This is a genomic window from Pseudoxanthomonas sp. LjRoot127 (assembly GCF_964253495.1).
Lineage (GTDB): Bacteria > Pseudomonadota > Gammaproteobacteria > Xanthomonadales > Xanthomonadaceae > Pseudoxanthomonas_A.
The window spans coordinates 2,752,211-2,777,769 of record NZ_CAXUQR020000001.1 but is presented as its reverse complement, the minus strand read 5'-3'; the positions used below and the strand labels follow the sequence as shown (position 1 = coordinate 2,777,769).

Below are 25,559 nucleotides of genomic sequence, written 5' to 3'. Positions count from 1 at the left end.
CGCACCATGAGCAGCCGCTACAACGCCGCCGACATCGAAGTCCTTTCCGGCCTTGACCCCGTCAAGCGCCGGCCGGGCATGTACACCGACACCGCCCGTCCCAACCACCTGGCGCAGGAAGTCATCGACAACGCGGTGGACGAGGCGTTGGCCGGGCATGCCGGCAGCATCGAGGTCACGCTGTACAAGGACGGCAGCTGCGAGGTCAGCGACGATGGCCGCGGCATGCCGGTCGACATCCATCCCGAGGAGAAGATCCCGGGCGTGGAGCTGATCCTCACCCGCCTGCATGCGGGCGGCAAGTTCAGCAACAAGAACTACACCTTCTCCGGCGGCCTCCATGGCGTCGGCGTCAGCGTGGTCAATGCGCTCTCCACGCTGGTGGAGGTGCACATCAAGCGCGAAGGCAGCGAACACCGCATCACCTTCCGCAACGGCGACCGCGCCACGCCGCTGGAAGTGGTGGGCAGCGTCGGCAAGAAGAACACCGGCACCCGCGTGCGCTTCTGGGCCGACCCGAAATACTTCGATACGCCGAAGTTCAATGTGCGCGCGCTCAAGCACCTGCTGCGCGCCAAGGCCGTGCTGTGTCCCGGCCTGAACGTCACCCTCTTCGACGAAGCGACCGGTGAGCGCGACAGTTGGCACTACGAGGACGGCCTGCGCGATTACCTGCGCGGCGAGATGGCCGGCCGCGAACTGCTCCCGCCCGAGTTGTTCGTCGGCCAACTCAAGAAGGACAGCGAAATCGTCGATTGGGCCGTCGCCTGGGTGCCGGAAGGCGAGCTCGTGCAGGAAAGCTACGTCAACCTGATTCCCACCGCCCAGCACGGCACGCACGTCAACGGCCTGCGCAGCGGCCTGACCGACGCGCTGCGCGAATTCTGCGACTTCCGCAACCTGCTGCCGCGCGGCGTGAAGCTGGCGCCTGAGGACGTGTGGGACCGCGTGACGTTCGTGCTCTCGTTGAAGATGACCGACCCGCAGTTCAGCGGCCAGACCAAGGAACGCCTGTCCTCGCGCCAGGCTGCCGGTTTCATCGAGGGCGCGGCGCACGACGCCTTCAGCCTGTGGCTGAACCAGCACGTCGACCTGGGCGAGAAGATCGCGCAGATCGCCATCGAACGCGCCAGCGCACGACTGAAGACCGAAAAGCAGGTCGTCCGAAAGAAAGTCACCCAAGGCCCTGCCCTGCCCGGCAAGCTCGCCGACTGCATCAGCCAGGATCTCTCGCGCACGGAACTGTTCCTGGTGGAAGGCGACTCGGCCGGCGGCTCGGCCAAGCAGGCGCGAGACAAGGATTTCCAGGCGATCCTTCCGCTGCGCGGCAAGATCCTGAACACGTGGGAAGTCGCCAGCACCTCGGTGCTGGCCTCCGACGAAGTGCACAACCTGGCCATCGCCATCGGCTGCGATCCCGGCAAGGACGACATCAGCGGCCTGCGCTACGGCAAGGTGGTGATCCTGGCCGACGCGGATTCCGACGGCCTGCACATCGCCACCCTGCTGACCGCCCTGTTCCTGCGCCATTTCCCGGCCTTGGTGAACGCAGGCCACGTGTTCGTGGCGATGCCGCCGCTGTTCCGCGTGGACGTGGGCAAGCAGGTGTTCTACGCGCTCGACGAAGAAGAGAAGCGGCTGCTGCTGGAAAAGATCGAGCGCGAAAAGATCCGCGGGCAGGTCAACGTCACCCGCTTCAAGGGCCTGGGCGAAATGAATCCCTCGCAGCTGCGCGAGTCCACGATCCATCCGGATACACGGCGACTGGTGCAGCTCACCGTGGACGATGAGCCGCAGACGCGCGGCCTGATGGACATGCTGCTGGCGAAGAAGCGGGCCTCGGACCGCAAGTCGTGGCTGGAGGCGAAGGGGGACCTGGCGTCGCTCGAGGTCTGATCGTCGCGCAGGACGGCACGACCGGATGCCGCCGGCGACATCCCCGCGCACTCCACCACCCTTGAACATCGTGTTCACCGTGCCGGTGCGATAACCCGCGCATGACACAGGAACGCGCCGCGCATCCGTATACCTTCGGCCTGGAAGAAGAGTACTTCCTGGTCCGTCGCAACGGCCGGCGCCTGCGGCACATGCCGAGACGCTTCTTCGCTGACTGCCAGGAAGCATTGGGCGAGCGCTTCGGCAGCGAGATGCTGCAGACCCAGGTCGAAGTGCAGACCGGCGTGCATGACGACACCGCTGCCGCCGAAAGCGAGCTGCGCATGTTGCGCCGGACCGTGGGCGAGATCGCGCATCGGCATGGCTTGGGCGTGCTGTCGGCCGGCACCCATCCGTCCGCGTCGTGGCGCGGCCAGCGCAGCACTGACAAGCCCCACTACGACCAGGTGATGGGCGAGTTGCGGATGCTGGGCCAGCGCAACCTGCTCTGCGGCCTGCACGTGCATGTGCAACCTGAAGATCCCGGCCGACGCGTCGGGCTGATGGCGCGCATGCAGCCGTTTCTCCCGCTGCTGCTGGCGATCAGCACGTCATCGCCGTTCTGGATGGGCCATGCCACCGGCCTGATGGGCTACCGGCAGACCGCTTACCAGGAGATACCGCGCACCGGGCTGCCGCCGCTGTTCCGCGAACAGGACGAGTACGACCACTACGTTCGGCGCATGACGGATGGCCGCGCGATCCAGGACGCGAGCTTCCTGTGGTGGGCCGTGCGTCCGTCGCTGGCATTTCCCACGCTGGAACTGCGCGTTACCGATGCGTGCACGGACCTTTGCGATGCCCTGGCCATCGCGCAGGTATACCGTTGCCTGGTGCGCCACCTTGAGCGCAGACCGGCGCTGCATGCCGACCTTCATGCAGGCGACCAGGCGATCATCGCGGAAAACCTGTGGCGGGCGCAGCGTCATGGCTTTGATGCGGGCCTGATCGACCTCGGCAGTCGGCGACTGGTCCCGGTGCGCGAGATGCTGGAGAACACGCTGGATGCGCTGCACGGCGACATCGTGGCCCTGGCCTGCGCACCGCAGGTCGAGCGCGTCTGGCAGATCCTGGACCGCGGCACCAGCGCACATGGACAGCTGCAGCGCTACCGCTAGCGCAGGCAGGCCGGCGACAGCCACGCCGATGCACTGGCCAGCGTGGTGCAGTGGCTCGCCGACGCGACCGTTACCGCTTGACCGACGTCGTCAGCGCGCCACGGCTTTCTGTTGCGACACCACGAACACCCCCGCCATCACCAACACGGTGCCGGCCACCTGCCACGGGCCCATCGGTTCCCCCAGCAGCAGCAGGCTGAGCACGATGGTCGATACCGGACCGATCATGCCGACCTGGGCAGCGAGCACGGAGCCGATGCGCGCGACCGCCATCATCACCGCCAGCACTGGCAGCACCGTGCACAGCGTGCCGTTGACCACCGACAGCGCATACACCTCCCAGGGCAACACCATCGCCTGCAACGGCCGCAGGATGACGAACTGCAGCAGGCACAGCACGCTGGCCACACTGCTGGCGTACGCCGTCAGCCGCACCGCGCCGACGCGCGCCACCAGTTCGCCGCTGCCGACCAGGTACATCGCATAGGCGAGCGCGCTGCCGAACACCAGCACGCCCCCGAGCAGGATGTTGGAACCGCCGGCCTGCAGGTCGTGCCCGAACGCCAGTGCGACGCCCGCATAGCTGACGAGCAGCGCCAGGACCTGTCGTCGCGAAATGCGCTTGCCGAACGCCAGCCAGCCAGCGAGCGCCACCAGCGTCGGCGTGAGGTAGAGAATCAGGCGTTCCAGCGTGGCCGTGACGTAGGCTAGGCCCGCGAAGTCGAGGAAGCTGGCCAGGTAATAGCCGAGGAAACCGAGCAGCGCGATCTTCATGCGGTCGGCACGCGACAGCGGTGCACTGCGGCGCGCGGCCCAGGCCCCCATCAGCAGGAAGAACGGAAACGCCACCAGCATGCGCAACGCGAGCAGGGTCACCGCATCCGCGCCATAGCGGTAACCGAGCTTGACGATGATGGCCTTGCCCGAGAACGCGATGGCGCCAAGCGCCGCGAGCACCAGGCCCGAGCGGCTGACCGCATGCAGACCCGGCCGCGCACGCGGCGCCTCCAGCGCTTCGGTCGGCGCCACGTCGAGCGGCTGCGCGAGTTCGTCATCCGCCTTGGGCTGCGTCATGGCAAGCGCCTCACGCCACCGTGCGCTCCAGCAGGCGGCGGACAAGACCCTGTGTCCGTACCGCGCGCTCCGGCAGGTAGGCGAAGGTGTCTTCGTCCATGTAGTTGAGCTGCGCCAGCTCGAGCTGCACGGTCTGGATACCGTTGGCGACATCCGCGTAGTGGCGGGTGATGTAACCGCCCCGGAAGCGCCCGTTGACGACGAAACTGTAGTCCGACTGCGCAGCCAGTTCCGCTTCCAGTGCCTGCTGCAGGGTCGACGAACAACTCGTTCCACCCGCAGTACCCAGATTGAAATCCGGCAGGTGCCCATCGAACAGGAACGGCACCACGCTGCGGATCGAATGGCCTTCCCACAACACCACGCGTCCATGCGCCTCCCGGATGCGGAAGAGCTCCTGCCGCAGCGCGTGGTGATAAGGACGCCAGTAGGCATCCACCCGCGAAGCGATCTCCGCGGGCGTGGGCGCCTGGTCGGGCAGGTACACCGGGTCGCCACTGAAACGTACGCTGGGGCACAAACCGGTGGTGTTCTGACCGGGATACAGGGAGACGTCGTCTTCCGGCCGGTTGAGGTCGACGACATAGCGCGAGTAAGCCGGCACGATGATCGACGCGCCGAGCGACCGGGCGAAGTCGTACAGCTCGGCGACATGCCAGTCCGTATCCGGCACGCGCCGTGCTTCCGGCGTCATGCGCCCGGCGAGGTCGTCGGGTATGCGCGTGCCGTTGTGCGGCAGGCTGATGAACAGCGGCGCGGTGCCACGATGCAGGGTGAAAGTATCCATGCCGCCATTGTATCGCCGTGCCCCATCGACCCGATCAGCGCATCAGCACGACTTCCTCGGCGCTGGTGGGGTGGATGGCGACCGTGTCGTGCAGGTCGGCCAGCGTGATGCCCTTCTTCAGCGCCACCGCGAAGCCCTGCAGCATCTCGTCCGCGCCTTCGCCGAGCAGGTGCAGGCCCACGACGCGCTTGTCCTCGCCCACGCAGACCAGCTTGAACAGGCTGCGCTGCGGCGAATCCGCCAGTGCGTGCAGCATCGGCCTGAAACGGGTGGTGAGTACCGTCACCGCATCGCCATGCTGCGCGCGTGCTTCGGCTTCGGTCAGCCCGACCCGCCCTACCGGCGGATGCGAGAACACGACCGTCGGAATCTGCGCATAGTCGAGCCGCGCATCGGGCTGGCCACCGAACAGGCGGTCCATCAGCCGCCGTGCGGCCGCGATGGCGACCGGCGTCAATGCCGCCTGCCCGGTGACGTCGCCGACGGCATGGATGCCAGGGACGCGGGTGTCCTGGCGTGCGTCCACTGGCACGAACCCCTTCGAGTCCAGCGCCACGCCGGCGACGTCCAGCCCCAGGTCCTGCGTCGACGCGCGCCGTCCCGTGGCGAAGAGCACCGTATCGAAGCGATCGGTACGCGTGCCGTCCTCCGCCAGCACCACGACGCCGTCGCCGGGCGCGCGCTCGAGCGCCGCCACCGCGTGGCCGAACTGCAGCCGCACGCCGTGCTGGCGCATGTCCGCCGCCAGTTCGTCGCTGACCTGCGCATCGAAACCGTCGAGCAGCCGCGGCCCGCGCACGAACACCTCCACCTGGCTGCCCAGCGCCTGCAGCACGCCCGCCAGTTCGACCGCCACGTAACCGCCGCCGATGATCGCCACGCGCGGTGGCGCGGCGCACAGGTTGAAGAAATCATCGGACACCTTGCCCAGCTCGGCCCCCGGGATATCCGGGCGGACGGGATGGCCGCCGGTCGCGATCAGCAGATGCTTTGCACTGAGTGCCACGCCATCGGCATTGACCACGGTGTGGGCGTCCAGCAAGCGACCGCGGCAGGGCATCAGCACGATGCCACTCTCGTCGAGCCGCTTCATGTAACTGGCATGGATGCCGGCGATGTAGCGCTGGCGATGGACGATGAATTCCCTCCAGTCCAGCGTCGGCGGCGCCGTATCGAAGCCAAGCGACGCCGCCATCGCGATGCGCTGCGACAACTCGGCGGCCAGCCACATCGCCTTCTTCGGTACGCAACCCACGTTCACGCAAGTGCCGCCCAGCGCGTTCGGTTCCAGCAGCGCCACCTTCGCGCCGTACGCGGCAGCGCGGAACGCACCCGCGAGTCCGCCGGAACCGCCACCGATCACGATCAGGTCGAACGCCTGCGGCTTCATGCGAATCGCTCCGGTCGGTACGGCGAAGGGTCGAACGCCGGCGTGCGGCCGGTCATCAGGTCGGCCATCAGCTGGCCGGTGGAACTGCTCATGCTGATCCCGAGCATGCCGTGGCCGGCGGCGATCCAGACATGCTCATGGCCCGGCGCCCGCCCCAGCAGCGGCAGGTCGTCCCAGGTCATCGGCCGCCATCCGCACCAGCGCTCCTGCACCTCGGGGCCCACAGGCTCGCGCAGGAACTCGCGCGCACCGCGCTCCAGCGCCGCCAGCCGCATCGCGTTGAGCGTGTCGTCGTGGCCGGAGAATTCCATCGTGCTGCCCAGCCGGTAGCCGCTTTCCCAGACGGTCACGCAGACCGAGCGGTCCTTGAGCAACATCGGGTGGCGCGGTACGCGCGAGGGGCGCGAATAGGTGATCGAGTATCCCTTGCCGGGCTGGATCGGCGCCCTCACTCCCAGCGTGCGCGCAAATGCGGGGGTCCACGCACCCAGCGCGATCACCGCGTCCCGCCCTTCTCGCGTGCCCTGCGATGTCGTCAGACGCACGTCGCCCGCGGCCCGCTCCAGCCGCTCCACCCGGCAATGCGCCTCGATGCGGCCGCCCCGCTCGCGCACCACGCGTGCCAGTTCGGCCACGTAGCGGTCGGGACGCAGGCGTGCATCGCCGGGGAAGCGGATCGCACCGGCGACGCCCGGCAGCATCGCGGGCTCTTCGCGCTCGTAGGTGGTGCCGTCGAACACCTGCGTGGCGATGCCGAATTCCGCCAGCACCGCCGCCTCGTCGACGTAATGCTGGAACCGGCGGTGGTCGCGGAAGACGTAATCGAGCCCCTCTTCCTCGAACTCGCAAGCCAGGCCGTAGCGCGGTACCCAGTCCGCCAACCGCGTGCGCGCATCGTTGAGCAACGCGGAGCGCGCGTGCGTGCTCGCCCGCCAGTCGCGCACGTTGCAGCGCGCAGCGAAGCGCAGCAGCCAGTGCCACAGCGCCGGATCGACGCGCGGCTTGAGGTAGAGCGGCGCATCGGGCGTGAACATCCAGCGCAGCGCCTGCGCGACCACGCCGGGTGCGGCCAGGGGTGGCGCGTGACTGGGGGTGATGGTGCCGCAATTGCCGTGCGAGGCGCCGCTGCCGACGGTGGCGGCATCGAGGATGCGCACGCTGCGCCCGGCTTCCAGCAACGCGAGGCCCGTCGCCAGGCCGATGGCGCCACCGCCGATGATGAGGACGTCGTCGTGGGGGGATTTCACCGCCACAGTCTAGTCGCAATCATCCCTGGCGTAGACGCATGGGCTGGGGCTTCAGGTACGTCATCGACCGCCACAGCCATTCCATCGGACCGAAGCGGAACCGCGACAGCCACAGGCGGCTCAGCAGCACCTGCAGGCCGAACAGCACCAGCGCGAACACCGGTTGCCAGGCACGCGGGAGTTGCTCGAAATAGCCCAGCCCATAGCCATAGAAGATCCACGTGCACACCAGCGAGTGCATCAGGTAGTTGGTCAGCGCCATGCGGCCCGCAGGGGCCAGCGCGCCGAGCGGCCGCGCCCACCATGGGGACGCCAGCGCGCGCATCACCCAGGCGACGTAGCCCAGGCACATCAGCAGGTTCGCGATCAGCTGCAATGCGAACGCCGTGGAGATGCGCAAGTTGAAGGTGGCGAAGTCCATCGTCGGCTCCAGCGCCACCGACGCGACCATCGCCAGCACGCCGATCGGCAGCGCGACCCAGCGCAGCGCCCGGTACAGGCGCGGGAACTCGTGCGGCCGGGCGATGGCGCCACTGCGCACGAACCACGCGCCCAGCAGGAACATGCCGAACACCACGAAGCCGAACATGGTGATGTTGCTCAGGGCCATGCCCGTACTCTTCAGTCGCTGCCAGGTGGCCTCGGCATAGCTGCCGCTGCCGTAGGCGGCCCGCTCGTTCTCGATCAGCACCTGCATCTGCTTGCCGATCTCGCCCATGGCCTTGTCCCAGCCCTCGGTGCCGCCGAGCAGCGATCCCATGCCCCCCATCAGGTACATGAAGCCGATGGGCACGACATAGATGAGCACGCCCAGCCAGACCAGCCAGCGCGCGGGCAGTGGCCGGAAAGCGAGCAGCAGGAACGAGCACAGCGCGTACATCATCAGGATGTCGCCCGCCCAGATGAAGATCGCATGGACCGCGCCGAAGGCCAGCAGCACCAGGCCGCGACGCCAGTACACCCCGGCGAACGGTCGGCCGGAGCGTTCGGCGCGCTGCGACATCACCGCGAAGCCCATGCCGAACAGCAGCGAGAACAGCGTGTAGAACTTGCCCTGCACCAGCACGTAGACCAGCAGGTCGACGGTCCGGTCCATGCCCGTGAGCGCGGGATCGAGCCCTGTCCCCGCCGCCATCACCGGCCCCACGAAACCTTCCAGGTTCATCAGCAGGATGCCCAGCAGCGCGAACCCGCGCAGCACATCCATCGCGTCGATGCGTTCGGCCACCGCGATCGGTGCCAGGTTGTCCGTCGTCTGCGCCGTCATTCCCTTCCCCTGTTCGATGGCGGATTAGACCATGCCATCCGTGGATGGCCTTCGTGCCAAAAGAAACGGCCCGCATTCGCGGGCCGTTCCGGACACTGCCGCGGGGCGCTCAGTGGTGGTGTCCACCGTCGCCATGCACGTGGCCGTGTTCGACCTCTTCCGCGCTGGCTTCGCGCACTTCCACGATCTCCACGTCGAAGTGGAGGTCCTTGCCGGCCATCGGATGGTTGAGGTCCACGTCCACCACGCTCATACCGACCTTCTGGATGGTCACCGCGCGAGGGCCGAAGTTGGTCTGCAGCACCACCTGCTGGCCGGGGATCAGGCGCTGGTTGCCGAAGTGCTTCTTCGGTACGCGCTGGGTCAGGCCGTCGCGGCGCTCGCCGTACGCATCGGCTGCGGCGACGTCGACGCCGAAGCTCTCGCCCGCCTCGCGGTCCTGCATCGCGTTCTCCAGACCGGGAATGATGTTGCCATGGCCGATCAGGATCGCCAGCGGCTCGCGGTCCTTAGAGGTTTCGATCGGCTCCTGGCCGGCTTCGGACACGGTGTAATGGAAACGGACGACGCTGTCTTTTGCGATTTTCATGCGGGACTCTGGACGGGGCCTGCCGTCGGGCAGGACGGACGCGGCTTGTCGGCCGCAAGGGAATGCGGCGAAGATGCGCCGCGATGAAGGCCCGACATTATCCCGGCTTGCCCACGCCCGCGCCACTTCGGCCGTGGGTCCTGGCCCTCTTCTGCGCCGGCCTGTGCGGGCTGGCCGGGTGCGGCGGCTCCAAGCCGCAGGCACGCAAGCCCCCACCGCCGCCCAGTCAGCGGGCATGGCCCGTGGTGCAGGCCGACGACCCGGCCGCCGCCACGTCGGTACTCATGCGGGCCATCGGACTGGTGGGAACGCCTTACCGCTACGGCGGCAACACGCCGGAATCGGGCTTCGACTGCAGCGGCCTGGTCACCTATGTGTACCGCGACATGCTCGACCTGCGCCTGCCGCGCACCTCGCGCGAGCTCGCGCAGGTGCAGGGCCCCAGGATCGAACCGGGTCGCCTGGCGCCGGCCGACCTCGTGTTCTTCGGCAGCCGCGGCAGCGTGACCCATGTGGGCATCTATGTCGGCGAGGGCCGGTTCGTACACGCCCCCAGCACCGGCGGTACCGTCCGGCTCGATCACCTGGATGGGCCTTACTGGCGCGACCATTACAGCGGCGCGAAACGCGTGCTTCGTTAGGATTCGGTCAACTCTGTGACGCGCGACGTTCACGATTAACGAATAAATAACGATTTATGAACCAAATCAGGCCGATCAGCCGGCATTATCGCCCCTGACTTGTTAAATCCCTACCGCGCGTGACGACCGACGACGACCTGCCAACAGGCCAGCCTGCCGCCACCCACCGCCTGCCGCGGAGGGTTTCCCGACTTCTTCTCAGCCTTGGCCTCTGTGCCATGGCGTCTGCCGTACAAGCACAGACTGCACCCGCGGATGTCGACGGCGCGTCAAGCCCTGCCTCCGCGGACGTCGTGCTGGCCGCCCCCGCGCCGGCCAGCAAGCCCGTCATGGCGAGCGTGAAGGAAAAGGCTGCCGAAGCCGCGACCGCCACGCTGTCCGCCCTGCTTCCCCGCCTTGCCGCCAGCGACACCTTGCCGCTGGTCGACCGTTCCGCGATGGTCGCCGGCGACATCAGCAAGCTGCTGGCCGCCTACGACCTGAGCAAGGAAGGCGTGGTGTCGCAGGAACAGCAGGGCGGCAAGGTCAACGCCGTGCTGCAGCGCGCGCTGGCGCTGATGGGAACGCCCTACCGGTGGGGCGGCACCTCGCCCGACAGCGGCTTCGACTGCAGCGGGCTGGTCGGTTACGTCTTCCGTACCGCGCTGGGCATCGAACTGCCGCGCGTTTCCCGCGACATGGCCTCCAAGGCCGATGCCGAACTGGTCGCCGCGCGCGAAGAGCTGCGTCAGGGCGACCTGGTGTTCTTCGGCCTGAAGGGTCGTATCAACCACGTCGGCATCTACGTGGGCGAAGGCCGCTTCCTGCACTCGCCGAGCAGCGGCAAGGACGTGCGCGTGGACAGCCTGATCACCGGCTACTGGGCCAACCGCTACCTGAGCGGCCGCCGCGTCGCGATGTAAGCGCCGCCGATTCGCGACACAACGAAGGCCGCCACGCGCGGCCTTCTTCTTTTGAGCGCGTCGTTGCAACGCGGCTTGCACCGCAGTGCCGATTGCCGCCATCCTCCCGCAGGCGCGGCCACCCTGCGCATGCCACCTGTTTCTTCGCGCCGAAGGGGAGTCGTACGCGATGCAGGCTTCACTGCTGACCAACCTGCTGCTGCCACTGGCCTTGGGCATCATCATGCTCGGGCTGGGATTGGGACTGACGCTGGACGATTTCCGCCGGGTCGCACGCTATCCGCGCGCGGTGCTGATCGGGCTCGCGCTGCAGACCCTCCTCCTGCCCTGGGTGGCCTTCGGCCTGGCGCTGGGATTCGGCCTGCCAGCCGAACTCGCCGTGGGCCTGATGCTGCTGGCCGCCTCACCCGGCGGCGCCACGGCCAATATCTACAGCCACCTGGCGCGCGGCGACGTGGCACTGAACATCACCCTGACCGCGATCAACAGCCTGCTCTGCCTGCTGACGCTGCCGGTGATCCTCAACCTGTCGCTGGAATACTTCCTCGGCGCGGGCCAGTACGTACCGCCCCCGACCAAGAAAGTGGTGGAAGTCGCGGCGATCATCCTGCTGCCCGTCGGCATCGGCATGCTGCTGCGCGCGAAACTGCCGGGCTTCGCAGCACGCGCGGAGAAACCCATACGGCTGCTGTCGGTCCTCGTGCTCGCGTTGCTGGTGGTCGCGGCGGTCGTGCAGGCACGCGAAACGCTGGCCACCTACTTCGCCATCGTCGGCCTGGCCTGCTTGCTGTTCAACCTGGCCAGCATGGGCGCCGGCTATGTGGCGCCGCTGGCGCTACGCCTGCCGAAGAAGCAGGCCATCGCCATCGCGATGGAAATCGGCATCCACAATGGCACGCTGGCGATCTTCATCGCGCTCAACGTGCTGGAGAAGCCGACGATCTCCGTGCCCGCCGCAGTCTACAGCCTGCTGATGTTCGTCACGGCGGCGGTGTTCGCCTGGTGGGTGTCGCGCAGCGCGCGTGAGGCCAACGTTTAGCTGTCGGTAGCGGAACCGCGCGCCACATACGCCATGCTGATCGATGCGGGCGCCGTGTCGGCGAACCCGAACTGCGCATAGAGGTGCCTGGCCTCACCATCCGCGACCAGCATGACGTAGGCCGACGCCGGTGCGTTCGCGCGCAGCCAAGCATCCAGCGCGGCCATGATGCGCTTGCCCAATCCCTGCCCCTGGTGGTCACGTCGCACGGCGATGTCCGCGACGACGAACACGGTGCCGCCGTCGCCGACCACCCGCCCCATGCCGATCACGTCACCGGCTTTCACCAGGCTGACGCCGTACAGCGTGTTCGCAAGCCCGCGTTCGGCGGCTTCCCGCGACTTCGGCGACAGGCCCGTCTCGATGCGGAGCCGCCGGTAGGTCGTCGCATCGGGAAACGACTTGAGCAGTTCGATCGTCCCAGCGTCGCTCATGGCGTTGGCGCTGCGTCGTCCGCGAGGCCGACGTTCGTCGACGCCGATTCGTAGACCTCCCTGTCCAGCAGACCGGTTTCCTTCGCCACCAGCACCGGCACCAGCATCTGGCCGGTGACGTTGGTCATCGTGCGCATCATGTCGAGGATGCGGTCGATCGCCACCAGCAGGCCGATGCCCTCCAGCGGCAGGCCCGCCGCGCTCAGCACCAGGGTCACCATCACCGTCGCCGTCCCCGGTACGCCGGCCGTGCCGAAGCTGCCCAGCACGGACGCCAGCAGGATCACGAAGTACTGGTTGACCGACAGGTCCAGCCCGAAATACTGCGCCACGAAGATAGAGGTCAGCGCGGGATAGATCGCGCCGCAGCCGTCCATCTTGATGCTGGCGCCGAGCGGCACGGCGAACGCGGCGTAATCCTTGTCGACGCCGAGGTTGTGGGTGACGCTGCGCAACGCGACCGGCATCGACGCGAAGCTGGACGAACTGACGAACGCCACCTGCATGCCCGGCGCGGCGCCACGGAAGAACTTCCACGGGTTCAGGCCATGCGCGAGCAGCAGGCTGCCGTACACCACCACGATGTGGAGCGCGCAGGCGACATACAGCGCACCAATGTAGCTGCCCAGCGGCAGCAGCTTCTCGAAACCGTACGTGCCCACCAGCGAACCGATCAGGCCGAAGGTGCCGATCGGCGTCATCTCCAGCACGAAGCGCGTCACCTGCACCATCGTGTCGCTGGCCTCGCCCGCGAGCTTGCGCAGGCCCGCGCTGCGTTCGCCGAGCTTCACGAGTGCGAAGCCGAGCAATCCCGCGAAGAAGATTACCTGCAGGATCTTGCCTTCGGTCAACGCCTTGAACGGATTGGCTGGCACGATGTCGAGCAGCACCTGCACCGGCGTGGGCACTTCGCGCACCTGGTAGTCCGGCGCCATCATCAGCCCGCTGATGCCCTTTCCGGGTTGCACGATCCAGCCCACCGCCAGGCCCACGCAGACGGCCATCGCGGCGGTGATGGCGAACCACAGAAACGTGCGTCCGCCGAGTGCGGCGACCGATTTCTGTCCATGCAGGCTGGACACTGCATTGATCACCGCAAAGAACACCAGCGGTACCGCGATCATCTTGATCAGCGTGACGTACAGATCACCCAGCGGCTTCAGCCAGATGCCTGCCGCCGGCCCCATCAGCCAGCCCGCAAGCGCGCCCAGCGCGAAGCCGGCCACGACGCGCTGCCAGAACGGGATCTTCAACCAGGCCGAGACCAGCTTCATCCAGACGACTCACGTAGGCGGACGCGACACCTTAGCCCAAGGCCCCGCATGCGGCGAGCCTGCGCGCGGAATGCCGGGTGTCATGAACAGGACACTGCCCGAACGGCATAATGACGCGTCCGTCATTCCCCGGTTCGCCATGCCCCCTCGCTCTTCCGTGTCGCCGCTCGCCGGCATGACCCTGCTCGTCGCACTGGCCGGCTGCGCCAGCACGCCGCCCGCACCGACCCAATCTTCGATTCACGTCAACGTCCCCGTGGTCGCGCACCCCAAGGGCGAGACACCGCAGTGGTGGTATCGGAATGGTGCGGCGAAAGCGGCGGCAAACGGTGCCATGCAGGGACGCGCGAAGAACGTCATCGTCTTCCTCGGCGACGGCATGAGCCTGACCACCGTGGCCGCGGCGCGCATCTTCGAAGGCCAGCGCAAGGGCATGCCGGGCGAAGAAAACCTGCTGAGCTGGGAACGCTTCCCGCACACCGCTTTCAGCAAGACCTACAACACCGATTCGCAGACGCCCGATTCCGCCGGCACGATGACCGCCGTCGCCACCGGCGTGAAATCGCATATGGGCGCCATCGGTGTCTCCGCCGGCCATAAAGGCGAGTGCACGCCCGATGGCAGCAAGGACCTGCTCAGTTGGCTGACCCTGGCCGACAGCGCCGGGCTGGCCACCGGCATCGTCACCACCGCGCGCATCACGCATGCGACGCCCGCCGCGACGTACGCGCACGTGTCGCATCGTGACTGGGAAAACGATACCGACCTGCCGCCCGACGCCATCGAAGCGGGCTGCAAGGACATCGCCCAGCAACTGCTGTCCGCCGCTCGCTTCGGACATGGCCCCACCGTGGCATTGGGCGGTGGTCGCGGTGAATTCCTGCCTATCGATGTGCGCGATCCCGAAGAGGACGACAAGGTCGGCCAGCGTCTGGACGGCCGCAATCTGGTGGACGAATGGAAGCAGGCGCATCCGCAGGGTGCGTACGTCACCAACACGCAGCAGCTGGAGGCCGCAATCGATGCGCCACAACTGCTGGGACTGTTCGAATACGACCACATGCAGTTCGAGCATGACCGCCGCAAGGATGCGCAGGGCGAGCCTTCGCTGGCCGAGCTGACCCGCACGGCGATCCGCACGCTGTCGCGCAAGCCCGAGGGTTTCGTGCTGCTGGTGGAAGGCGCACGCATCGACCACGCCAACCACTACGGCAACGCCTACCGCGCGCTCGATGAAACGGTCGCGATGTCCGATGCCGTGCAGGCCGCGCTCGAAGCGACCTCGCCCGACGACACGCTGATCCTGGTCACCGCCGACCACTCGCACACGCTCAATTTCGTCGGCTATCCCGTGCGCGGCAATCCCATCCTCGGCAAGGTGCGTGGCCAAGGTGGCGAAGACGATACGCCGGGCGACCTCGCGCGCGACCAGACCGGGCAGACGTTCACCACGCTGACCTACGCCAACGGTCCGGGCTACACCGGCGCCAGCAACCGCCAGCCCGCAGGCCCGAAGAAATTCCTGCATGCGCCCAGCAGCGTCGAACCGTCGGAGGGCCGCCCCGACCTGAGCCATGTCGACACCGAGCATCCGGACTACTTGCAGGAAGCCTTGGTGCCGCTGAAGTCGGAATCACACGGCGGCGAAGATGTCGGCATCTGGGCCATCGGCCCCGGCAGCGACGCCGTACGCGGCACCGTCGAACAGAACACGATCTACCACGTCATCGTGCAGGCCACGCCGGCGTTGCGCGCGCGCCTGTGCGCTGCAGGCACATGCGATGCGAACGGGGTGCCCGTCGAGCTGCCGAAGCCGGCGGATTTCCAGAAGAAGTAACTCCGCGGGATCAGCAACGTTGCTGTAGGAGCGGACCATGCCCACGATGCTTTTCCGCGGGGAAACCTAAAAGCATCGCGCCCTTAGGGCGCTCCTACATAGAGCGGGGAGACTGACTCAGCTAGTGCCTTGGCCGAAGCGGCCGAAGAAGACACGACACATCTGGCGCCGGATCGCAGTGCACCTGGATTCCGCCGCCTGAAAGACCGCTCGTCAGAACGGCTTCGCCAACACCAGCCACACGATCGCGATCAAGGCGAACAACGGCAGTTCGTTGAACCATTTCAGTGCCGTCGGCGATGGCAACGACTTTCCCTTTGCCACGCCCTTCAACCAGCGACCGGTGACGATGAAGTGCGCCAGCACCAGCGCGACCAACGTCAGCTTGGCGTGCAACCAGCCGCCGCTGATGCCGAAGTAAAACCACAGCACGCCACCGAGGATCACCGCGATGCCGAACATGCTGTGGCCGAAGCCGTACAGGCGGCGCCCCATCAGCAGCAGGCGCACCTGCACGTCGGGCTGCCCGGTCGTCTCGGCCAGGTTGACCAGGATGCGCGGCAGGTAGAACACGGTCGCCATCCAGGCGATCACGAAGACGAGGTGGAAGGTCTTGACCCACAGATACATGCGGCTGGCTCCGTCTGGCTGCGCGGGATGGCGTGCGGCGCATAGGATAGCGCGCCGCATCGCGTAAGCTTCCCGCCTTTCCGCACGCCGGGCACGCGCATGACCAAGCAGTACGACGCCGACTACTTCCAGCGCTGGTATCGCGACGGCGACATCGGGGGCGCACCGCGGCTTGCGCGCAAGGTGGCGCTGGCGGTGGCGGTGGCTGAATACCACCTGGAACGACCGATCCGCACGGTGCTGGACATCGGTTGCGGCGAAGGCGCGTGGCGTGCGCCACTGCTGAAGCTGCGGCCGAAACTGCAGTACCTGGGCTTCGACGGCAGCGAGTACGCCGTCCGCCGCTTCGGTCGCACGCGCAATCTGCACTACGCACGCTTCGAAGAGTTCGAATACCTGCGCCCATGCGAACCCGTCGATCTGCTGGTCTGCTCGGACGTGCTGCATTACGTGCCGACCCGCGAACTCAAGCGCGGGCTACGGGGCCTGGCGGAGTTGAGCGGCGGCGTGGCCTTCCTGGAGACGTTCGCGAAGGAGGACGCGTTCGAAGGCGACCATGACGGCTTCCAGCCGCGCAGGGCGGCGTGGTACCGGCAGGCCTTCCATGGCGAGGGGTTCCAGTCCATCGGAAACCATTGCTGGCTGGGCCCGCGACTAGCGGGCGACGTGGCGGTACTGGAGGCCGCGGATTTCCGGCCGATAACCTGAACAGGCCGCGCGCGGCGGCACCCGGCTTTGGGGTATGCTGCGACGCAGCACCGTGCACCAAAAGCGGGAATCCGGACAGCCATGACCTTGTACCAACTGCACGAACTCGGACGCGCATGGATGGCGCCACTGGCCTACATGGCCGAAGCCAATGCAAGGATGTTCTCGACACCGACCAGCTGGCTCTCCAATGTGCCGGGCGCCGAGCGCATCGCCGCCGGCAACGAACTCGTCCACCGCATCGGCAAGGATTACGAAAAGCCGGCGTGGGACATCCGCGAAGTCGAGGCGCACGGTCGCACCGTGCCCGTGGTGGAGCTGGAAGCGCTGAAGAAGCCCTTCTGCCGCCTGCTGCGGTTCAAACGCTACACCGACGATGCGGCCACCATCGCCGAGCTGAAGGACGACCCCACGGTCCTGGTGGTCGCGCCGCTGTCCGGGCACCACGCCACCCTGCTGCGCGATACCGTGCACACGCTGCTGCGCAACCACAAGGTTTACGTGACCGACTGGGTCGACGCGCGCATGGTCCCCGAATCGGAGGGCGCTTTCAGCCTCGATGACTACGTTGCCTACGTGGAGGAGTTCATCCGCCATATCGGCGCGGAGAAGCTGCACGTCATCAGCGTCTGCCAGCCGACGGTACCGGTGCTTGCTGCGGTTTCGCTGATGGCCGCGCGTGGCGAGCCCACGCCGCGTTCGCTGGTGATGATGGGTGGGCCGATCGATGCGCGCCGCAGTCCGACCGAAGTGAACAGCCTGGCGACGCGCAATCCGCTGTCGTGGTTCGAGAACAACGTCATCCATACCGTGCCGATGCCTTACCCGGGCGAAGGCCGCCGCGTGTATCCCGGGTTCCTGCAGCATGCCGGCTTCCTCGCGATGAACCCCAGCCGGCACTTCATGTCGCACTGGGACTTCTATGCCGACCTGGTGAAGGGCGACCTGCAGGACGCAGAATCGCACCGCAAGTTCTACGACGAATACAACGCCGTGCTCGACATGCCGGCCGAGTATTACCTGGACACCATCCGCACCGTGTTCCAGGAATTCCTGCTGCCGCGCGGCGAGTGGACGGTCAATGGCGAACTCGTGAAGCCGGCCGCCATCAGGAAGACCGCACTGATGAGCATCGAGGGAGAACTCGACGACATCTCCGGCCAGGGCCAGACCGCTGCCGCGCACGACCTGTGCACCGGCATCGCGAAAGCGCACCACAAGCACCTGACCGTCGAAGGCGCCGGCCACTACGGCATCTTCAGCGGCCGTCGCTGGCGCGAGAAGGTCTATCCGCAGGTGCGCGATTTCATCGCCAAGTACGCCGGTTGATCCGACCCGGGGTGGCGGGACGCCAATCGCGACACTGTCGAACGACCGGCGCCTCCAGGCTCAGCAAGAAGGCCGCCCTCACGGGCGGCCTTCTTGTTCGCGACGCACGGCGATCCCCGTCTTCCTTTACACCACCGGCGTACGCACCAGCAGGTGCTTCGCGAGCCAGCCGTGGAAGACGCCGACGAAACGCGCCAGGTGCAGCGTGGCGAACAGCAGGACGAATCCGATGACGGACAGTAGCGGCAGCATCCAGGGCGCGTCGGTGACCATGTTCCAGTGGCCGAAGTTCAGCACATAGTCGAAGGGAAGGAAGTAGGCCACCGGCGCCGCGATGAAACCCAGCGACAGCGCAAGCAGGGTGATGGCCACCGAGAAGTACAGGACGCCGAGCGGATGCATCAGAAGCAGGTACAGCATCGCGGTCCACGTGCGGCCATCGGTGAAGAGTTCCTTCAGCCGCGTCATCCACGGCTTGTCGCGTTGCGTGTAGAGCGGGCGGCGCGGCATGCGCTCGCCGAGCAACACCTCGACCACCCGCCCTTCCACCAGCGACAGCAGCCGGACCGACATCAGGAACAGCAGCAACAACGGGATGCCGACGATCAGGATCAGCAGGCCGGCCGACAGGCTGGTCCCGGTCACCACCCAGGTGAAATAGAACGTGCCCGTCGCCAGCGACAGCAGCATGTAGAACAGGGCGCCGTAGGTGCGGGGATCGGCTGCCACGCCGAAGAAGCGTCCCAGCAGCGACTTGCGCTTCGGCGGCACCGGCGGGCGCAATGCCCTGGCGACCGTGACCTCGGTTTCCCGGTAGATCTCGGCGACCTCCTCCGGCGCACCGTAGCTGCCGGCGACCGAAGCGATCACCTCGGCTTCCGACTTGCCCGGGTTCTCCGCCAGTTCCGAACGCAGGTACTCCTCTGCGTCGTACACGGCATCCTGGATCATCGCCTTGTCGGCGCCGGCCAGGGCCGCACGCAGCTGGTCGAGATACTCGGGGATGGTGGTGGGCAGGCTGCCCGAAACGGTGGTGGTGTTCATGCAGGAATCCCCTCAAGCACGGAATCGACGGAATCGCGGGTGGCGCGCCAGGCGGCGGCCCAGGACTGCAGGGTCTGCCGCCCTGCCTCGGTGATGCGGTAGTAGCGGCGCGGAGGTCCCGCGACCGACGGCTCGACGAAACTGTCAAGCAGGCCGCCTCCCTCGAGATTGCGCAGCACGGGATACAGCGCGCTCTGCTTGCCGCTGAGCACGCCCTCGCCCACGCGTTCGAGCTGCTTTGCGATCAGGTAGCCATACAGCGGCTCGCCGGCGCGGGCCAGGACCGCCAGCAATGCCAGCGACACGGTGCCGGCGCTGAGCTCTTTCTGGAACTTCTTCAGGTGGATGTCGGGCTCGTTCATCGCTCCCCCTCCGCGGGACCCCCGCTAGGTTGGAGAGGATGCTATTGCGAAGTTTGATATAGCGAATGTGCCAGTAGTCACCCCGTCCTGCGTCATGACGTCCAGGCACTCAGGGAGGCGCGGGAACACGCGCGCGCTGGTGGCAGGCCTGCGTGGCCCGGGCGGTCGACATGGGTAGCGTGGCGGCCCTGCAGGATTGCCGGCACCGGGACGCACGCCCTACTTGACCCGCCGCTTCTCCAGCTTGCGTGCCAGCGTGCGCCGGTGAAGTCCCAGCCGGCGTGCGGCTTCGGAGATATTGAAGTCGCTGGCCGCGAGCGCTTCGTGGATGTGTTCCCACTCCAGCGTCTTGATGGAGGTCGTGCGCGCGGTCAGTTCCACGTCGGCATCGCCCGCGGCGCGCTGGAAGGCGGCTTCGATATCGTCGGTGTTCGACGGTTTGGCGAGGTAGTGGCGTGCGCCCAGCTTGATCGCCTCCACCGCGGTGGCGATGCTGGCATAGCCGGTCAGCACCACGATCACCATCGACGGGTCGGCGTCGTGCAGCCGCTTGACGCTGGACAGGCCGGACGCGCCGCCGGCCAGCTTGAGATCCACCACCGCATGCGTGGGCGCGAACTCCGCCAGCAGCGCCGCCATGCCGTCCTCGCCCGCGAGATGACGCACCTGGTAGCCGCGCCGTTCGAAGGAACGCACCAGCGTCCGCGCGAACGCCGCATCGTCCTCGACGATCAGCAACCGGCGCTCAATCCTGGTCGTCATCATCCGTCTCCTCGATCGCGATCGCCGCCAGCGGCAACGTCAGCGTGACCGTCGCGCCGCCCTGCGGCCGGTTCGCGGCGTCCAGCCTGCCACCGAGCGTGCGCGCCACGTTGACCGACAGGAACAGCCCCAGGCCTCCGCCCGGCCTGCCCTTGCTGCTGTTGTAGGGCGTGCCCAGGCGCCGCAGGATGCCGGGCTCGAAGCCGGGGCCGGCATCGGAGACCTCGACCCTCACGGCGTCATCGTGGATGCGGACGTCCATCCCAACCCAGTCCGGCGACGCTTCCAGCGCGTTGTCGAGCACGTTGAACACCATCTGTCGAAGTCCGGCATCGGTGACGATACGGCGATCGAAGGGCGTCTGGTTGCGGTATTCGAAGCGGGACGGACCGCGCGCCTGTTCCCATTCATGCGCCAGATCGTCGAACAGCGCATGCAGCGTCGTCTCCGTCGGCGCCTCGGCACGCGCCTCGCCGGCGGCCATCAGGATATTGGTGACGATGGACTTGCAGCGCGCGACCTGGGCCTGCATTTCCAGCACATCGTTGTGCAGCTCGCCATCGGACGCCATGGTGGGCAGGTGCTGCCAGTCACCGAGGATCACCGACAGCGTGGACAGAGGCGTACCCAGTTCGTGCGCGGCACCCGAGGCCAGCAGCCCGATGCGCACGATGTGCTCCTCCTCCACCGCCCGCTGGCGTAGCTCGGCCAGCCGCGCGTCGCGCTCGCGCAGGATGCCGCCGATGCGGGTGATGAACACGACCAGCAGGCCGGCGATCAGGAGGAAGCACACCAGCAATCCCTGCACGTAGTGGTCGGCGAGCCCACGCGCCGGTTCCACGGCCAGCTTCAGCGGCGCGGGCACGGCCGCCAGCCCCACCACGCACAGCGCAGCGGCAGCCGCGATCACCCAGCTGCCCGGCGAGCGCAGCAGTACCGTGCCGATCACGACCTGCAGCAGGAACAGGAACACGAACGGATTGGCGATGCCACCCGACAGGTACAGCTGGATGGTCAGCGAGGCCACATCCACCAGCAGGCCGATCAGGAGCGCGCCGTGGGACACCTGCGCATGACGCCGCCACCACGCGTGGCTGGCCAGATTGAACAGCGCCAGCGCGGCCAGCACCGCGAACATCGGCGCGAGCGGCAACGCGATGTCCAGGCCGTACTGCACCACCAGGATCGTCGCCACCTGACCGACCACCGCGATCCAGCGCAGCTGGATGAGCTGCTGCAGGTTGCGCAGCCCGGCGCGGTCGTGCGAGCCGTCCATGCGGGGCACGGCGCGCCCGGGATCGTCGACGGAATCAGCCTGGCGGAAGTACATGCGGGTCCGGGGGGCGACGGAGGCGCCGATCATGGCGCAACCGGCGCTCCGACGCGACCAGCAGGCCACCGCCGACCAGCGCCAGCAACGCCATGCCGAACCAGGTCAGCGCATAGGACAGGTGCGGATCGCGGAACGTCACCACGGTCATGCCGCCGCGCGGCCACTCGCGCACGGCCGGATCGCGGTCGGCATCGATGAAGAACGGCGCGACGTCCTGGACCGGCAGGCCCCGCGCGCCGGCGATCGCGGCGACGTCGCGCGAGTACCATCGATCCTCTGCCGGCACGTTCCGGCGCAGGAAACCGCCCTCCGGCTCGCTCATGCGCAGGAGCCCTTGCACCACCACCCGCCCCTCCGGCGCAGGCAACACCGCCCCGCCGATCGGCACGAAGCCGCGGTTCACCAGCACGCGATCGCCATCGTCGGTCTGCAGCGGCTGGAGCAGCCAGAAGCCGCCACCGAGTTCGGTGACCGCCTGCGTGCGCGTTTCGCTGCCGGGCACGAAACGCCCACTGACCGACACGCGCCGGTAACTGTCGTTCGCGTCGCTGACGGACGCCCACTGAGCGCGCGACGGCGCGGGCACAGCCGCTGCGTGGATGCGCGCATCGACGCGCGCGATCAGATCGTGCTTCCACGCCATCCGCTGCAGCTGCCACACGCCCAGTGCGATGAATCCGCAGAAGGCGACCGCCAGCAGGCCGGCGAACGCGACCCGCCACCGCCTGCACGGCGCAGGAGGACGCGTCGCGGCGGCGGGATCGTTCACGGCAGGCTCTGGACCGCGTCCTGCACCTGATGCATGTCGTGCGAGCCCGGCATCATGTGGGTGTTCATGTTGTGCATGACCCACAACGTGCCGGCCAGCACGATCACCAGAAGGACGGCGGTGAAGATCAGCGCGAACAGGTTCCAGCCGCCTTCCGACTTCGGATTCATGTGCAGGAAATACACCATGTGCACGACCACCTGGACCATGGCGAAGGCCAGGATCACCAGCGTGGTGATGGCCGGCGTGGGCAGCACCTTGGCCATCACCAGCCAGAACGGGATGGCAGTCAGCACGACCGACAGCACGAAGCCGGTCGCGTACTCCTTCAGGCTGGCGTGCGGAATGCCGTCCTCGAAAACGTCGTCGTGTTCGTAAGAAGAAGAAGAAGGGTTGGCCATCACTGCACGCCCATCAGGTAGACGAAGGTGAAGACGCCGATCCAGACGACGTCCAGGAAATGCCAGAACATCGACAGGCAGGCGATGCGGCGCGTGGTGGTGCGGTTGAGCCCCCACCTGCCGACCTGTACGCACAGGACCATCAGCCAGATGACCCCGAACAGCACATGCAGCCCGTGCGTGCCCACCAGCGTGAAGAACGCCGACAGGAACGCGCTGCGCTGCGGGCCCGCACCGATGTGGATCAGGTGGTGGAACTCGTAGACCTCGATCGACAGGAACGCCAGGCCCAGCACGCCGGTGACCAGAAGCCAGCCGACCGTACCGCGGGCGCTGCGCTTCATCATCGCCAGCATCGCGAAGCCGTAGGTGATCGACGACACCAGCAGGATGCCCGTATTGATCGCGACCAGGTGCAGGTTGGGCAGGAACAGGTCGCGGCCGGACGGGCCGGCCGCATAGCTGCCGGAAAACACTCCGAACGTGGCGAACAGGCTGCCGAAGATCATCAGGTCGCTGAGCAGGTAGATCCAGAAGCCCAGCAGCGTGCCGTTCTCGGGATGATGCCTGCCCTCGGTGTCCAGGAACACCGGCGAGCCGTCGGGTCGATTCAGGGCGATGGACTCAGACATGGGCGTGCTTCGCAAGGCCTTGGTTCAGGAGTGCGCGCTCCAGCTGTTCGGTGCGCGCCTGCTCAGTGCGGGCGACCTCGTCGGCCGGAATGTAGTAGTCGCGGTTGCGGTCGAAGCTGTGCCAGATGGCATAGACGATCGTCGCCACCAGCGACACGCCCGCCAGCCACCAGACGTGCCAGATCAGGGCGAAGCCGCAGACCGTGCTCAGTGCCGACAGGATGACGCCGGCCCCGGTGTTGCGCGGCATGTGGATCGCCTTGAATCCGTCGCGCGGACGCTGGAACCCCCGCTGCTTCATGTCCGTCCAGGCATCGGTGTCGTGCACGACCGGCGTGAACGCGAAGTTGTAATCGGGCGGCGGCGACGACGTGGACCACTCCAGTGTGCGGCCACCCCACGGATCGCCGGTGTGGTCGCGCAGCTGTTCGCGTCGGCGGAAGCTGATGTAGATGCAGAACAGGAACGCGGCGATGCCGATCGCCACCAGGACCGCGCCGAAGGCGGCGATCTGGAACCAGATCTGCAGCGAAGGATCCTCGAAATGGCTCATGCGGCGGGTCACGCCCATCAGGCCCAGCACGTACAGCGGCGTGAACGCGAACCAGTAGCCGGCCAGCCAGAACCAGAACGAGACCTTGCCCCAGAAGTCGTCGAGCCGGAAGCCGAACGCCTTCGGGAACCAGTGCGTCATCGCCGCGAACAGGCCGAACACCACGCCGCCGATGATGACGTTGTGGAAGTGGGCGACCAGGAACAGCGAGTTGTGCAGCACGAAGTCCGCCGGCGGCACCGCCAGCAGCACGCCGGTCATGCCGCCGATCACGAAGGTGACCATGAAGCCCATCGTCCACAGCATCGGCACTTCGAAGCGGATGCGGCCGCGGTACATCGTGAACAGCCAGTTGAAGATCTTCGCCCCGGTGGGGATCGAGATGATCATCGTGGTGATGCCGAAGAACGAGTTGACGCTCGCGCCCGAGCCCATTGTGAAGAAGTGGTGCAGCCACACCAGGTACGACAGCACCGTGATGCAGACCGTGGCGTAGACCATCGACGAGTAGCCGAACAGCCGCTTGCCCGAGTAGGTGGACACGATCTCGGAAAACACGCCGAACAGCGGCAAGATCAGGATGTAGACCTCCGGGTGACCCCAGATCCAGATCAGGTTGACGTACAGCATGGCGTTGCCGCCAAGGTCCGTGGTGAAGAAGTTGGTCCCGACGTAGCGGTCCAGCGTCATCAGCGCCAGCACCGCGGTCAGCACGGGGAAAGACACCACGATCAGCACGTTGGTGCACAGCGCCGTCCAGGTGAACACCGGCATCTTCATCAGGCCCATGCCGGGCGCGCGCATCTTCAGGATGGTCACCAGCAGGTTCACGCCGGACAGCAATGTACCGACGCCCGCTATCTGCAGTGCCCATATGTAGTAGTCCAGCCCCACCCCGGGGTCCTGATTGCCCAGGCCGGACAACGCCAGCCATCCTGCGGTGGAGAACTCGCCCAGGAACAACGACAGCATGACCAGTACCGCGCCGGCGGTGGTCATCCAGAAGCTGAAATTGTTGAGGAACGGGAATGCCACGTCGCGCGCACCGATCTGCAGCGGCACCAGGTAGTTCATCAGGCCGGTGACCAGCGGCATGGCGACGAAGAAGATCATGATCACGCCATGGGCGGTGAAGATCTGGTCGTAGTGGTGCGGCGGCAGGTAGCCCAGGTTGTCGCCGAAGGCCATCGCCTGGTGCAGGCGCATCATGATGGCATCGGCGAATCCGCGCAGCAGCATTACCAGGCCCAGCACCATGTACATGATGCCGATCTTCTTGTGGTCGATGCTGGTGAACCACTCGCGCCACAGCCAGCCCCACAGCCTGTACTTCGTGATCACCGCGAGCAGCGCGAGACCGGCGATGCAGGTACCGATGAAGGTCGCGGCGATGATCGGGTCGTGCAGCATGGGAATGGCGTCCCAGGCCAGGCGACCGGTGATTGGTGAGTGGGGGACGGAGCTTGTATCGAAAGCCATCGTGCTGATCCGGTGATTCCAGG

25 protein-coding genes are annotated in these 25,559 nt (G+C 66.9%); 8 read left to right on the top strand and 17 right to left on the bottom strand.

Features of this window, described 5'->3' with window-relative positions:
* Positions 1 to 6: 6 nt before the first annotated feature.
* Entirely contained in the window at positions 7 to 1,896 is a 1,890-nt protein-coding gene (parE, locus tag ACSQ19_RS12895) for a DNA topoisomerase IV subunit B (protein ID WP_435997470.1), read from the top strand.
* Positions 1,897 to 1,997: 101 nt separating this feature from the next.
* Positions 1,998 to 3,053 (top strand): carboxylate-amine ligase, encoded by a 1,056-nt coding sequence (locus ACSQ19_RS12890; RefSeq protein WP_435997468.1) that lies wholly within the window; start codon positions 1,998 to 2,000, stop codon positions 3,051 to 3,053.
* A 90-nt stretch (positions 3,054 to 3,143) separates the two neighbouring features.
* On the opposite strand, the gene ACSQ19_RS12885 is transcribed toward ACSQ19_RS12890, so the two are convergent.
* The 6 genes from ACSQ19_RS12885 to ACSQ19_RS12860 all read right to left on the bottom strand — a co-directional run bounded on the left by ACSQ19_RS12885 (position 3,144) and on the right by ACSQ19_RS12860 (position 9,407).
* Positions 3,144 to 4,127 carry a DMT family transporter gene (locus ACSQ19_RS12885; protein ID WP_435997466.1) on the bottom strand — a complete coding sequence of 328 codons (984 nt, stop codon included), beginning with the start codon at positions 4,125 to 4,127 and terminating at the stop codon, positions 3,144 to 3,146.
* Between the two features lie 10 nt (positions 4,128 to 4,137).
* Positions 4,138 to 4,914, bottom strand: a complete 777-nt coding sequence (gene hutG, locus ACSQ19_RS12880; RefSeq protein ID WP_435997464.1) for an N-formylglutamate deformylase — start codon at positions 4,912 to 4,914, stop codon at positions 4,138 to 4,140.
* 34 nt (positions 4,915 to 4,948) lie between these two features.
* Positions 4,949 to 6,304, bottom strand: a complete 1,356-nt coding sequence (gorA, locus tag ACSQ19_RS12875; protein ID WP_299341322.1) for a glutathione-disulfide reductase — start codon at positions 6,302 to 6,304, stop codon at positions 4,949 to 4,951.
* Entirely contained in the window at positions 6,301 to 7,551 is a 1,251-nt protein-coding gene (locus ACSQ19_RS12870) for an NAD(P)/FAD-dependent oxidoreductase (RefSeq protein ID WP_435997462.1), read from the bottom strand. Before ACSQ19_RS12870 ends, gorA begins: the two co-directional genes overlap by 4 nt.
* 19 nt (positions 7,552 to 7,570) lie before the next feature.
* Positions 7,571 to 8,818 (bottom strand): DUF418 domain-containing protein, encoded by a 1,248-nt coding sequence (locus tag ACSQ19_RS12865; RefSeq protein ID WP_435997460.1) that lies wholly within the window; start codon positions 8,816 to 8,818, stop codon positions 7,571 to 7,573.
* 109 nt (positions 8,819 to 8,927) lie between these two features.
* Positions 8,928 to 9,407 carry an FKBP-type peptidyl-prolyl cis-trans isomerase gene (locus ACSQ19_RS12860; RefSeq protein WP_435997458.1) on the bottom strand — a complete coding sequence of 160 codons (480 nt, stop codon included), beginning with the start codon at positions 9,405 to 9,407 and terminating at the stop codon, positions 8,928 to 8,930.
* 83 nt (positions 9,408 to 9,490) lie between these two features.
* Here ACSQ19_RS12860 and ACSQ19_RS12855 point away from each other — a divergent pair, with 83 nt between their 5' ends.
* The 3 genes from ACSQ19_RS12855 (at position 9,491) to ACSQ19_RS12845 (ending at position 11,989) form a co-directional block, all read left to right on the top strand.
* Positions 9,491 to 10,048 (top strand): C40 family peptidase, encoded by a 558-nt coding sequence (locus tag ACSQ19_RS12855; RefSeq protein WP_435997456.1) that lies wholly within the window; start codon positions 9,491 to 9,493, stop codon positions 10,046 to 10,048.
* A gap of 119 nt (positions 10,049 to 10,167) precedes the next feature.
* Positions 10,168 to 10,950, top strand: coding sequence for a C40 family peptidase (locus ACSQ19_RS12850; protein ID WP_435997454.1), 783 nt, complete (start codon positions 10,168 to 10,170; stop codon positions 10,948 to 10,950).
* A 169-nt stretch (positions 10,951 to 11,119) separates the two neighbouring features.
* Positions 11,120 to 11,989, top strand: a complete 870-nt coding sequence (locus ACSQ19_RS12845; RefSeq protein WP_296282498.1) for a bile acid:sodium symporter family protein — start codon at positions 11,120 to 11,122, stop codon at positions 11,987 to 11,989.
* Here ACSQ19_RS12845 and ACSQ19_RS12840 read toward each other — a convergent pair.
* Positions 11,986 to 12,423, bottom strand: coding sequence for a GNAT family N-acetyltransferase (locus ACSQ19_RS12840; RefSeq protein ID WP_435997452.1), 438 nt, complete (start codon positions 12,421 to 12,423; stop codon positions 11,986 to 11,988). The two genes, ACSQ19_RS12845 and ACSQ19_RS12840, sit on opposite strands and share 4 nt — an antisense overlap.
* Positions 12,420 to 13,697, bottom strand: coding sequence for a dicarboxylate/amino acid:cation symporter (locus ACSQ19_RS12835; RefSeq protein ID WP_296282501.1), 1,278 nt, complete (start codon positions 13,695 to 13,697; stop codon positions 12,420 to 12,422). Before ACSQ19_RS12835 ends, ACSQ19_RS12840 begins: the two co-directional genes overlap by 4 nt.
* Before the next feature lie 175 nt (positions 13,698 to 13,872).
* On the opposite strand from ACSQ19_RS12835, the gene ACSQ19_RS12830 reads away from it, so the two are divergent.
* The gene (locus tag ACSQ19_RS12830) at positions 13,873 to 15,534 is read left to right on the top strand and encodes an alkaline phosphatase (protein WP_435997449.1); all 1,662 of its coding nucleotides are present in this window, start codon (positions 13,873 to 13,875) and stop codon (positions 15,532 to 15,534) included.
* 213 nt (positions 15,535 to 15,747) lie between these two features.
* Here the strand turns inward: ACSQ19_RS12830 and ACSQ19_RS12825 are convergent, their stop codons facing one another.
* Positions 15,748 to 16,164 carry a CopD family protein gene (locus tag ACSQ19_RS12825; RefSeq protein WP_435997447.1) on the bottom strand — a complete coding sequence of 139 codons (417 nt, stop codon included), beginning with the start codon at positions 16,162 to 16,164 and terminating at the stop codon, positions 15,748 to 15,750.
* Positions 16,165 to 16,263: 99 nt separating this feature from the next.
* Here ACSQ19_RS12825 and ACSQ19_RS12820 point away from each other — a divergent pair, with 99 nt between their 5' ends.
* Positions 16,264 to 16,872, top strand: coding sequence for a class I SAM-dependent DNA methyltransferase (locus ACSQ19_RS12820; protein WP_296282511.1), 609 nt, complete (start codon positions 16,264 to 16,266; stop codon positions 16,870 to 16,872).
* A gap of 81 nt (positions 16,873 to 16,953) precedes the next feature.
* On the top strand, positions 16,954 to 18,201 hold the full coding sequence (locus ACSQ19_RS12815) for a polyhydroxyalkanoate depolymerase (protein ID WP_435997445.1): 1,248 nt from the start codon (positions 16,954 to 16,956) through the stop codon (positions 18,199 to 18,201).
* A gap of 126 nt (positions 18,202 to 18,327) precedes the next feature.
* Here the strand turns inward: ACSQ19_RS12815 and ACSQ19_RS12810 are convergent, their stop codons facing one another.
* From ACSQ19_RS12810 to cyoB, 8 genes are all read right to left on the bottom strand, one after another.
* A complete protein-coding gene (locus ACSQ19_RS12810) occupies positions 18,328 to 19,245 on the bottom strand; it encodes a sensor domain-containing protein (protein ID WP_435997443.1) in 918 nt (305 codons plus the stop codon).
* Positions 19,242 to 19,607 (bottom strand): PadR family transcriptional regulator, encoded by a 366-nt coding sequence (locus tag ACSQ19_RS12805; RefSeq protein WP_296282516.1) that lies wholly within the window; start codon positions 19,605 to 19,607, stop codon positions 19,242 to 19,244. The genes ACSQ19_RS12810 and ACSQ19_RS12805 overlap by 4 nt, the downstream gene beginning before the upstream one ends.
* Positions 19,608 to 19,826: 219 nt before the next feature.
* Positions 19,827 to 20,369, bottom strand: coding sequence for a response regulator transcription factor (locus tag ACSQ19_RS12800; RefSeq protein WP_435997441.1), 543 nt, complete (start codon positions 20,367 to 20,369; stop codon positions 19,827 to 19,829).
* Complete coding sequence (locus ACSQ19_RS12795) at positions 20,353 to 21,732, bottom strand: ATP-binding protein (protein WP_435997439.1); 1,380 nt, start codon at positions 21,730 to 21,732, stop codon at positions 20,353 to 20,355. Before ACSQ19_RS12795 ends, ACSQ19_RS12800 begins: the two co-directional genes overlap by 17 nt.
* Positions 21,680 to 22,471, bottom strand: coding sequence for an SURF1 family protein (locus ACSQ19_RS12790; protein WP_435997437.1), 792 nt, complete (start codon positions 22,469 to 22,471; stop codon positions 21,680 to 21,682). Before ACSQ19_RS12790 ends, ACSQ19_RS12795 begins: the two co-directional genes overlap by 53 nt.
* Positions 22,468 to 22,872, bottom strand: a complete 405-nt coding sequence (cyoD, locus tag ACSQ19_RS12785) for a cytochrome o ubiquinol oxidase subunit IV (protein ID WP_435997435.1) — start codon at positions 22,870 to 22,872, stop codon at positions 22,468 to 22,470. The genes ACSQ19_RS12790 and cyoD overlap by 4 nt, the downstream gene beginning before the upstream one ends.
* The gene (cyoC, locus tag ACSQ19_RS12780; RefSeq protein WP_435997433.1) at positions 22,872 to 23,504 is read right to left on the bottom strand and encodes a cytochrome o ubiquinol oxidase subunit III; all 633 of its coding nucleotides are present in this window, start codon (positions 23,502 to 23,504) and stop codon (positions 22,872 to 22,874) included. The genes cyoD and cyoC overlap by 1 nt, the downstream gene beginning before the upstream one ends.
* A complete protein-coding gene (gene cyoB, locus ACSQ19_RS12775) occupies positions 23,497 to 25,536 on the bottom strand; it encodes a cytochrome o ubiquinol oxidase subunit I (protein ID WP_296282524.1) in 2,040 nt (679 codons plus the stop codon). Before cyoB ends, cyoC begins: the two co-directional genes overlap by 8 nt.
* Positions 25,537 to 25,559: the final 23 nt, after the last annotated feature.

Coding starts and splice junctions, on each gene's coding strand:
- parE (WP_435997470.1), top strand. CDS start 7: ATGAGCAGCCGCTACAACGCCGCCGACATCGAAGTCCTTTCCGGCCTT.
- ACSQ19_RS12890 (WP_435997468.1), top strand. CDS start 1,998: ATGACACAGGAACGCGCCGCGCATCCGTATACCTTCGGCCTGGAAGAA.
- ACSQ19_RS12885 (WP_435997466.1), bottom strand. CDS start 4,127: ATGACGCAGCCCAAGGCGGATGACGAACTCGCGCAGCCGCTCGACGTG.
- hutG (WP_435997464.1), bottom strand. CDS start 4,914: ATGGATACTTTCACCCTGCATCGTGGCACCGCGCCGCTGTTCATCAGC.
- gorA (WP_299341322.1), bottom strand. CDS start 6,304: ATGAAGCCGCAGGCGTTCGACCTGATCGTGATCGGTGGCGGTTCCGGC.
- ACSQ19_RS12865 (WP_435997460.1), bottom strand. CDS start 8,818: ATGACGGCGCAGACGACGGACAACCTGGCACCGATCGCGGTGGCCGAA.
- ACSQ19_RS12860 (WP_435997458.1), bottom strand. CDS start 9,407: ATGAAAATCGCAAAAGACAGCGTCGTCCGTTTCCATTACACCGTGTCC.
- ACSQ19_RS12855 (WP_435997456.1), top strand. CDS start 9,491: ATGAAGGCCCGACATTATCCCGGCTTGCCCACGCCCGCGCCACTTCGG.
- ACSQ19_RS12845 (WP_296282498.1), top strand. CDS start 11,120: ATGCAGGCTTCACTGCTGACCAACCTGCTGCTGCCACTGGCCTTGGGC.
- ACSQ19_RS12840 (WP_435997452.1), bottom strand. CDS start 12,423: ATGAGCGACGCTGGGACGATCGAACTGCTCAAGTCGTTTCCCGATGCG.
- ACSQ19_RS12835 (WP_296282501.1), bottom strand. CDS start 13,697: ATGAAGCTGGTCTCGGCCTGGTTGAAGATCCCGTTCTGGCAGCGCGTC.
- ACSQ19_RS12830 (WP_435997449.1), top strand. CDS start 13,873: ATGACCCTGCTCGTCGCACTGGCCGGCTGCGCCAGCACGCCGCCCGCA.
- ACSQ19_RS12825 (WP_435997447.1), bottom strand. CDS start 16,164: ATGTATCTGTGGGTCAAGACCTTCCACCTCGTCTTCGTGATCGCCTGG.
- ACSQ19_RS12820 (WP_296282511.1), top strand. CDS start 16,264: ATGACCAAGCAGTACGACGCCGACTACTTCCAGCGCTGGTATCGCGAC.
- ACSQ19_RS12815 (WP_435997445.1), top strand. CDS start 16,954: ATGACCTTGTACCAACTGCACGAACTCGGACGCGCATGGATGGCGCCA.
- ACSQ19_RS12810 (WP_435997443.1), bottom strand. CDS start 19,245: ATGAACACCACCACCGTTTCGGGCAGCCTGCCCACCACCATCCCCGAG.
- ACSQ19_RS12805 (WP_296282516.1), bottom strand. CDS start 19,607: ATGAACGAGCCCGACATCCACCTGAAGAAGTTCCAGAAAGAGCTCAGC.
- ACSQ19_RS12800 (WP_435997441.1), bottom strand. CDS start 20,369: ATGACGACCAGGATTGAGCGCCGGTTGCTGATCGTCGAGGACGATGCG.
- ACSQ19_RS12795 (WP_435997439.1), bottom strand. CDS start 21,732: ATGATCGGCGCCTCCGTCGCCCCCCGGACCCGCATGTACTTCCGCCAG.
- cyoD (WP_435997435.1), bottom strand. CDS start 22,872: ATGGCCAACCCTTCTTCTTCTTCTTACGAACACGACGACGTTTTCGAG.
- cyoC (WP_435997433.1), bottom strand. CDS start 23,504: ATGTCTGAGTCCATCGCCCTGAATCGACCCGACGGCTCGCCGGTGTTC.
- cyoB (WP_296282524.1), bottom strand. CDS start 25,536: ATGGCTTTCGATACAAGCTCCGTCCCCCACTCACCAATCACCGGTCGC.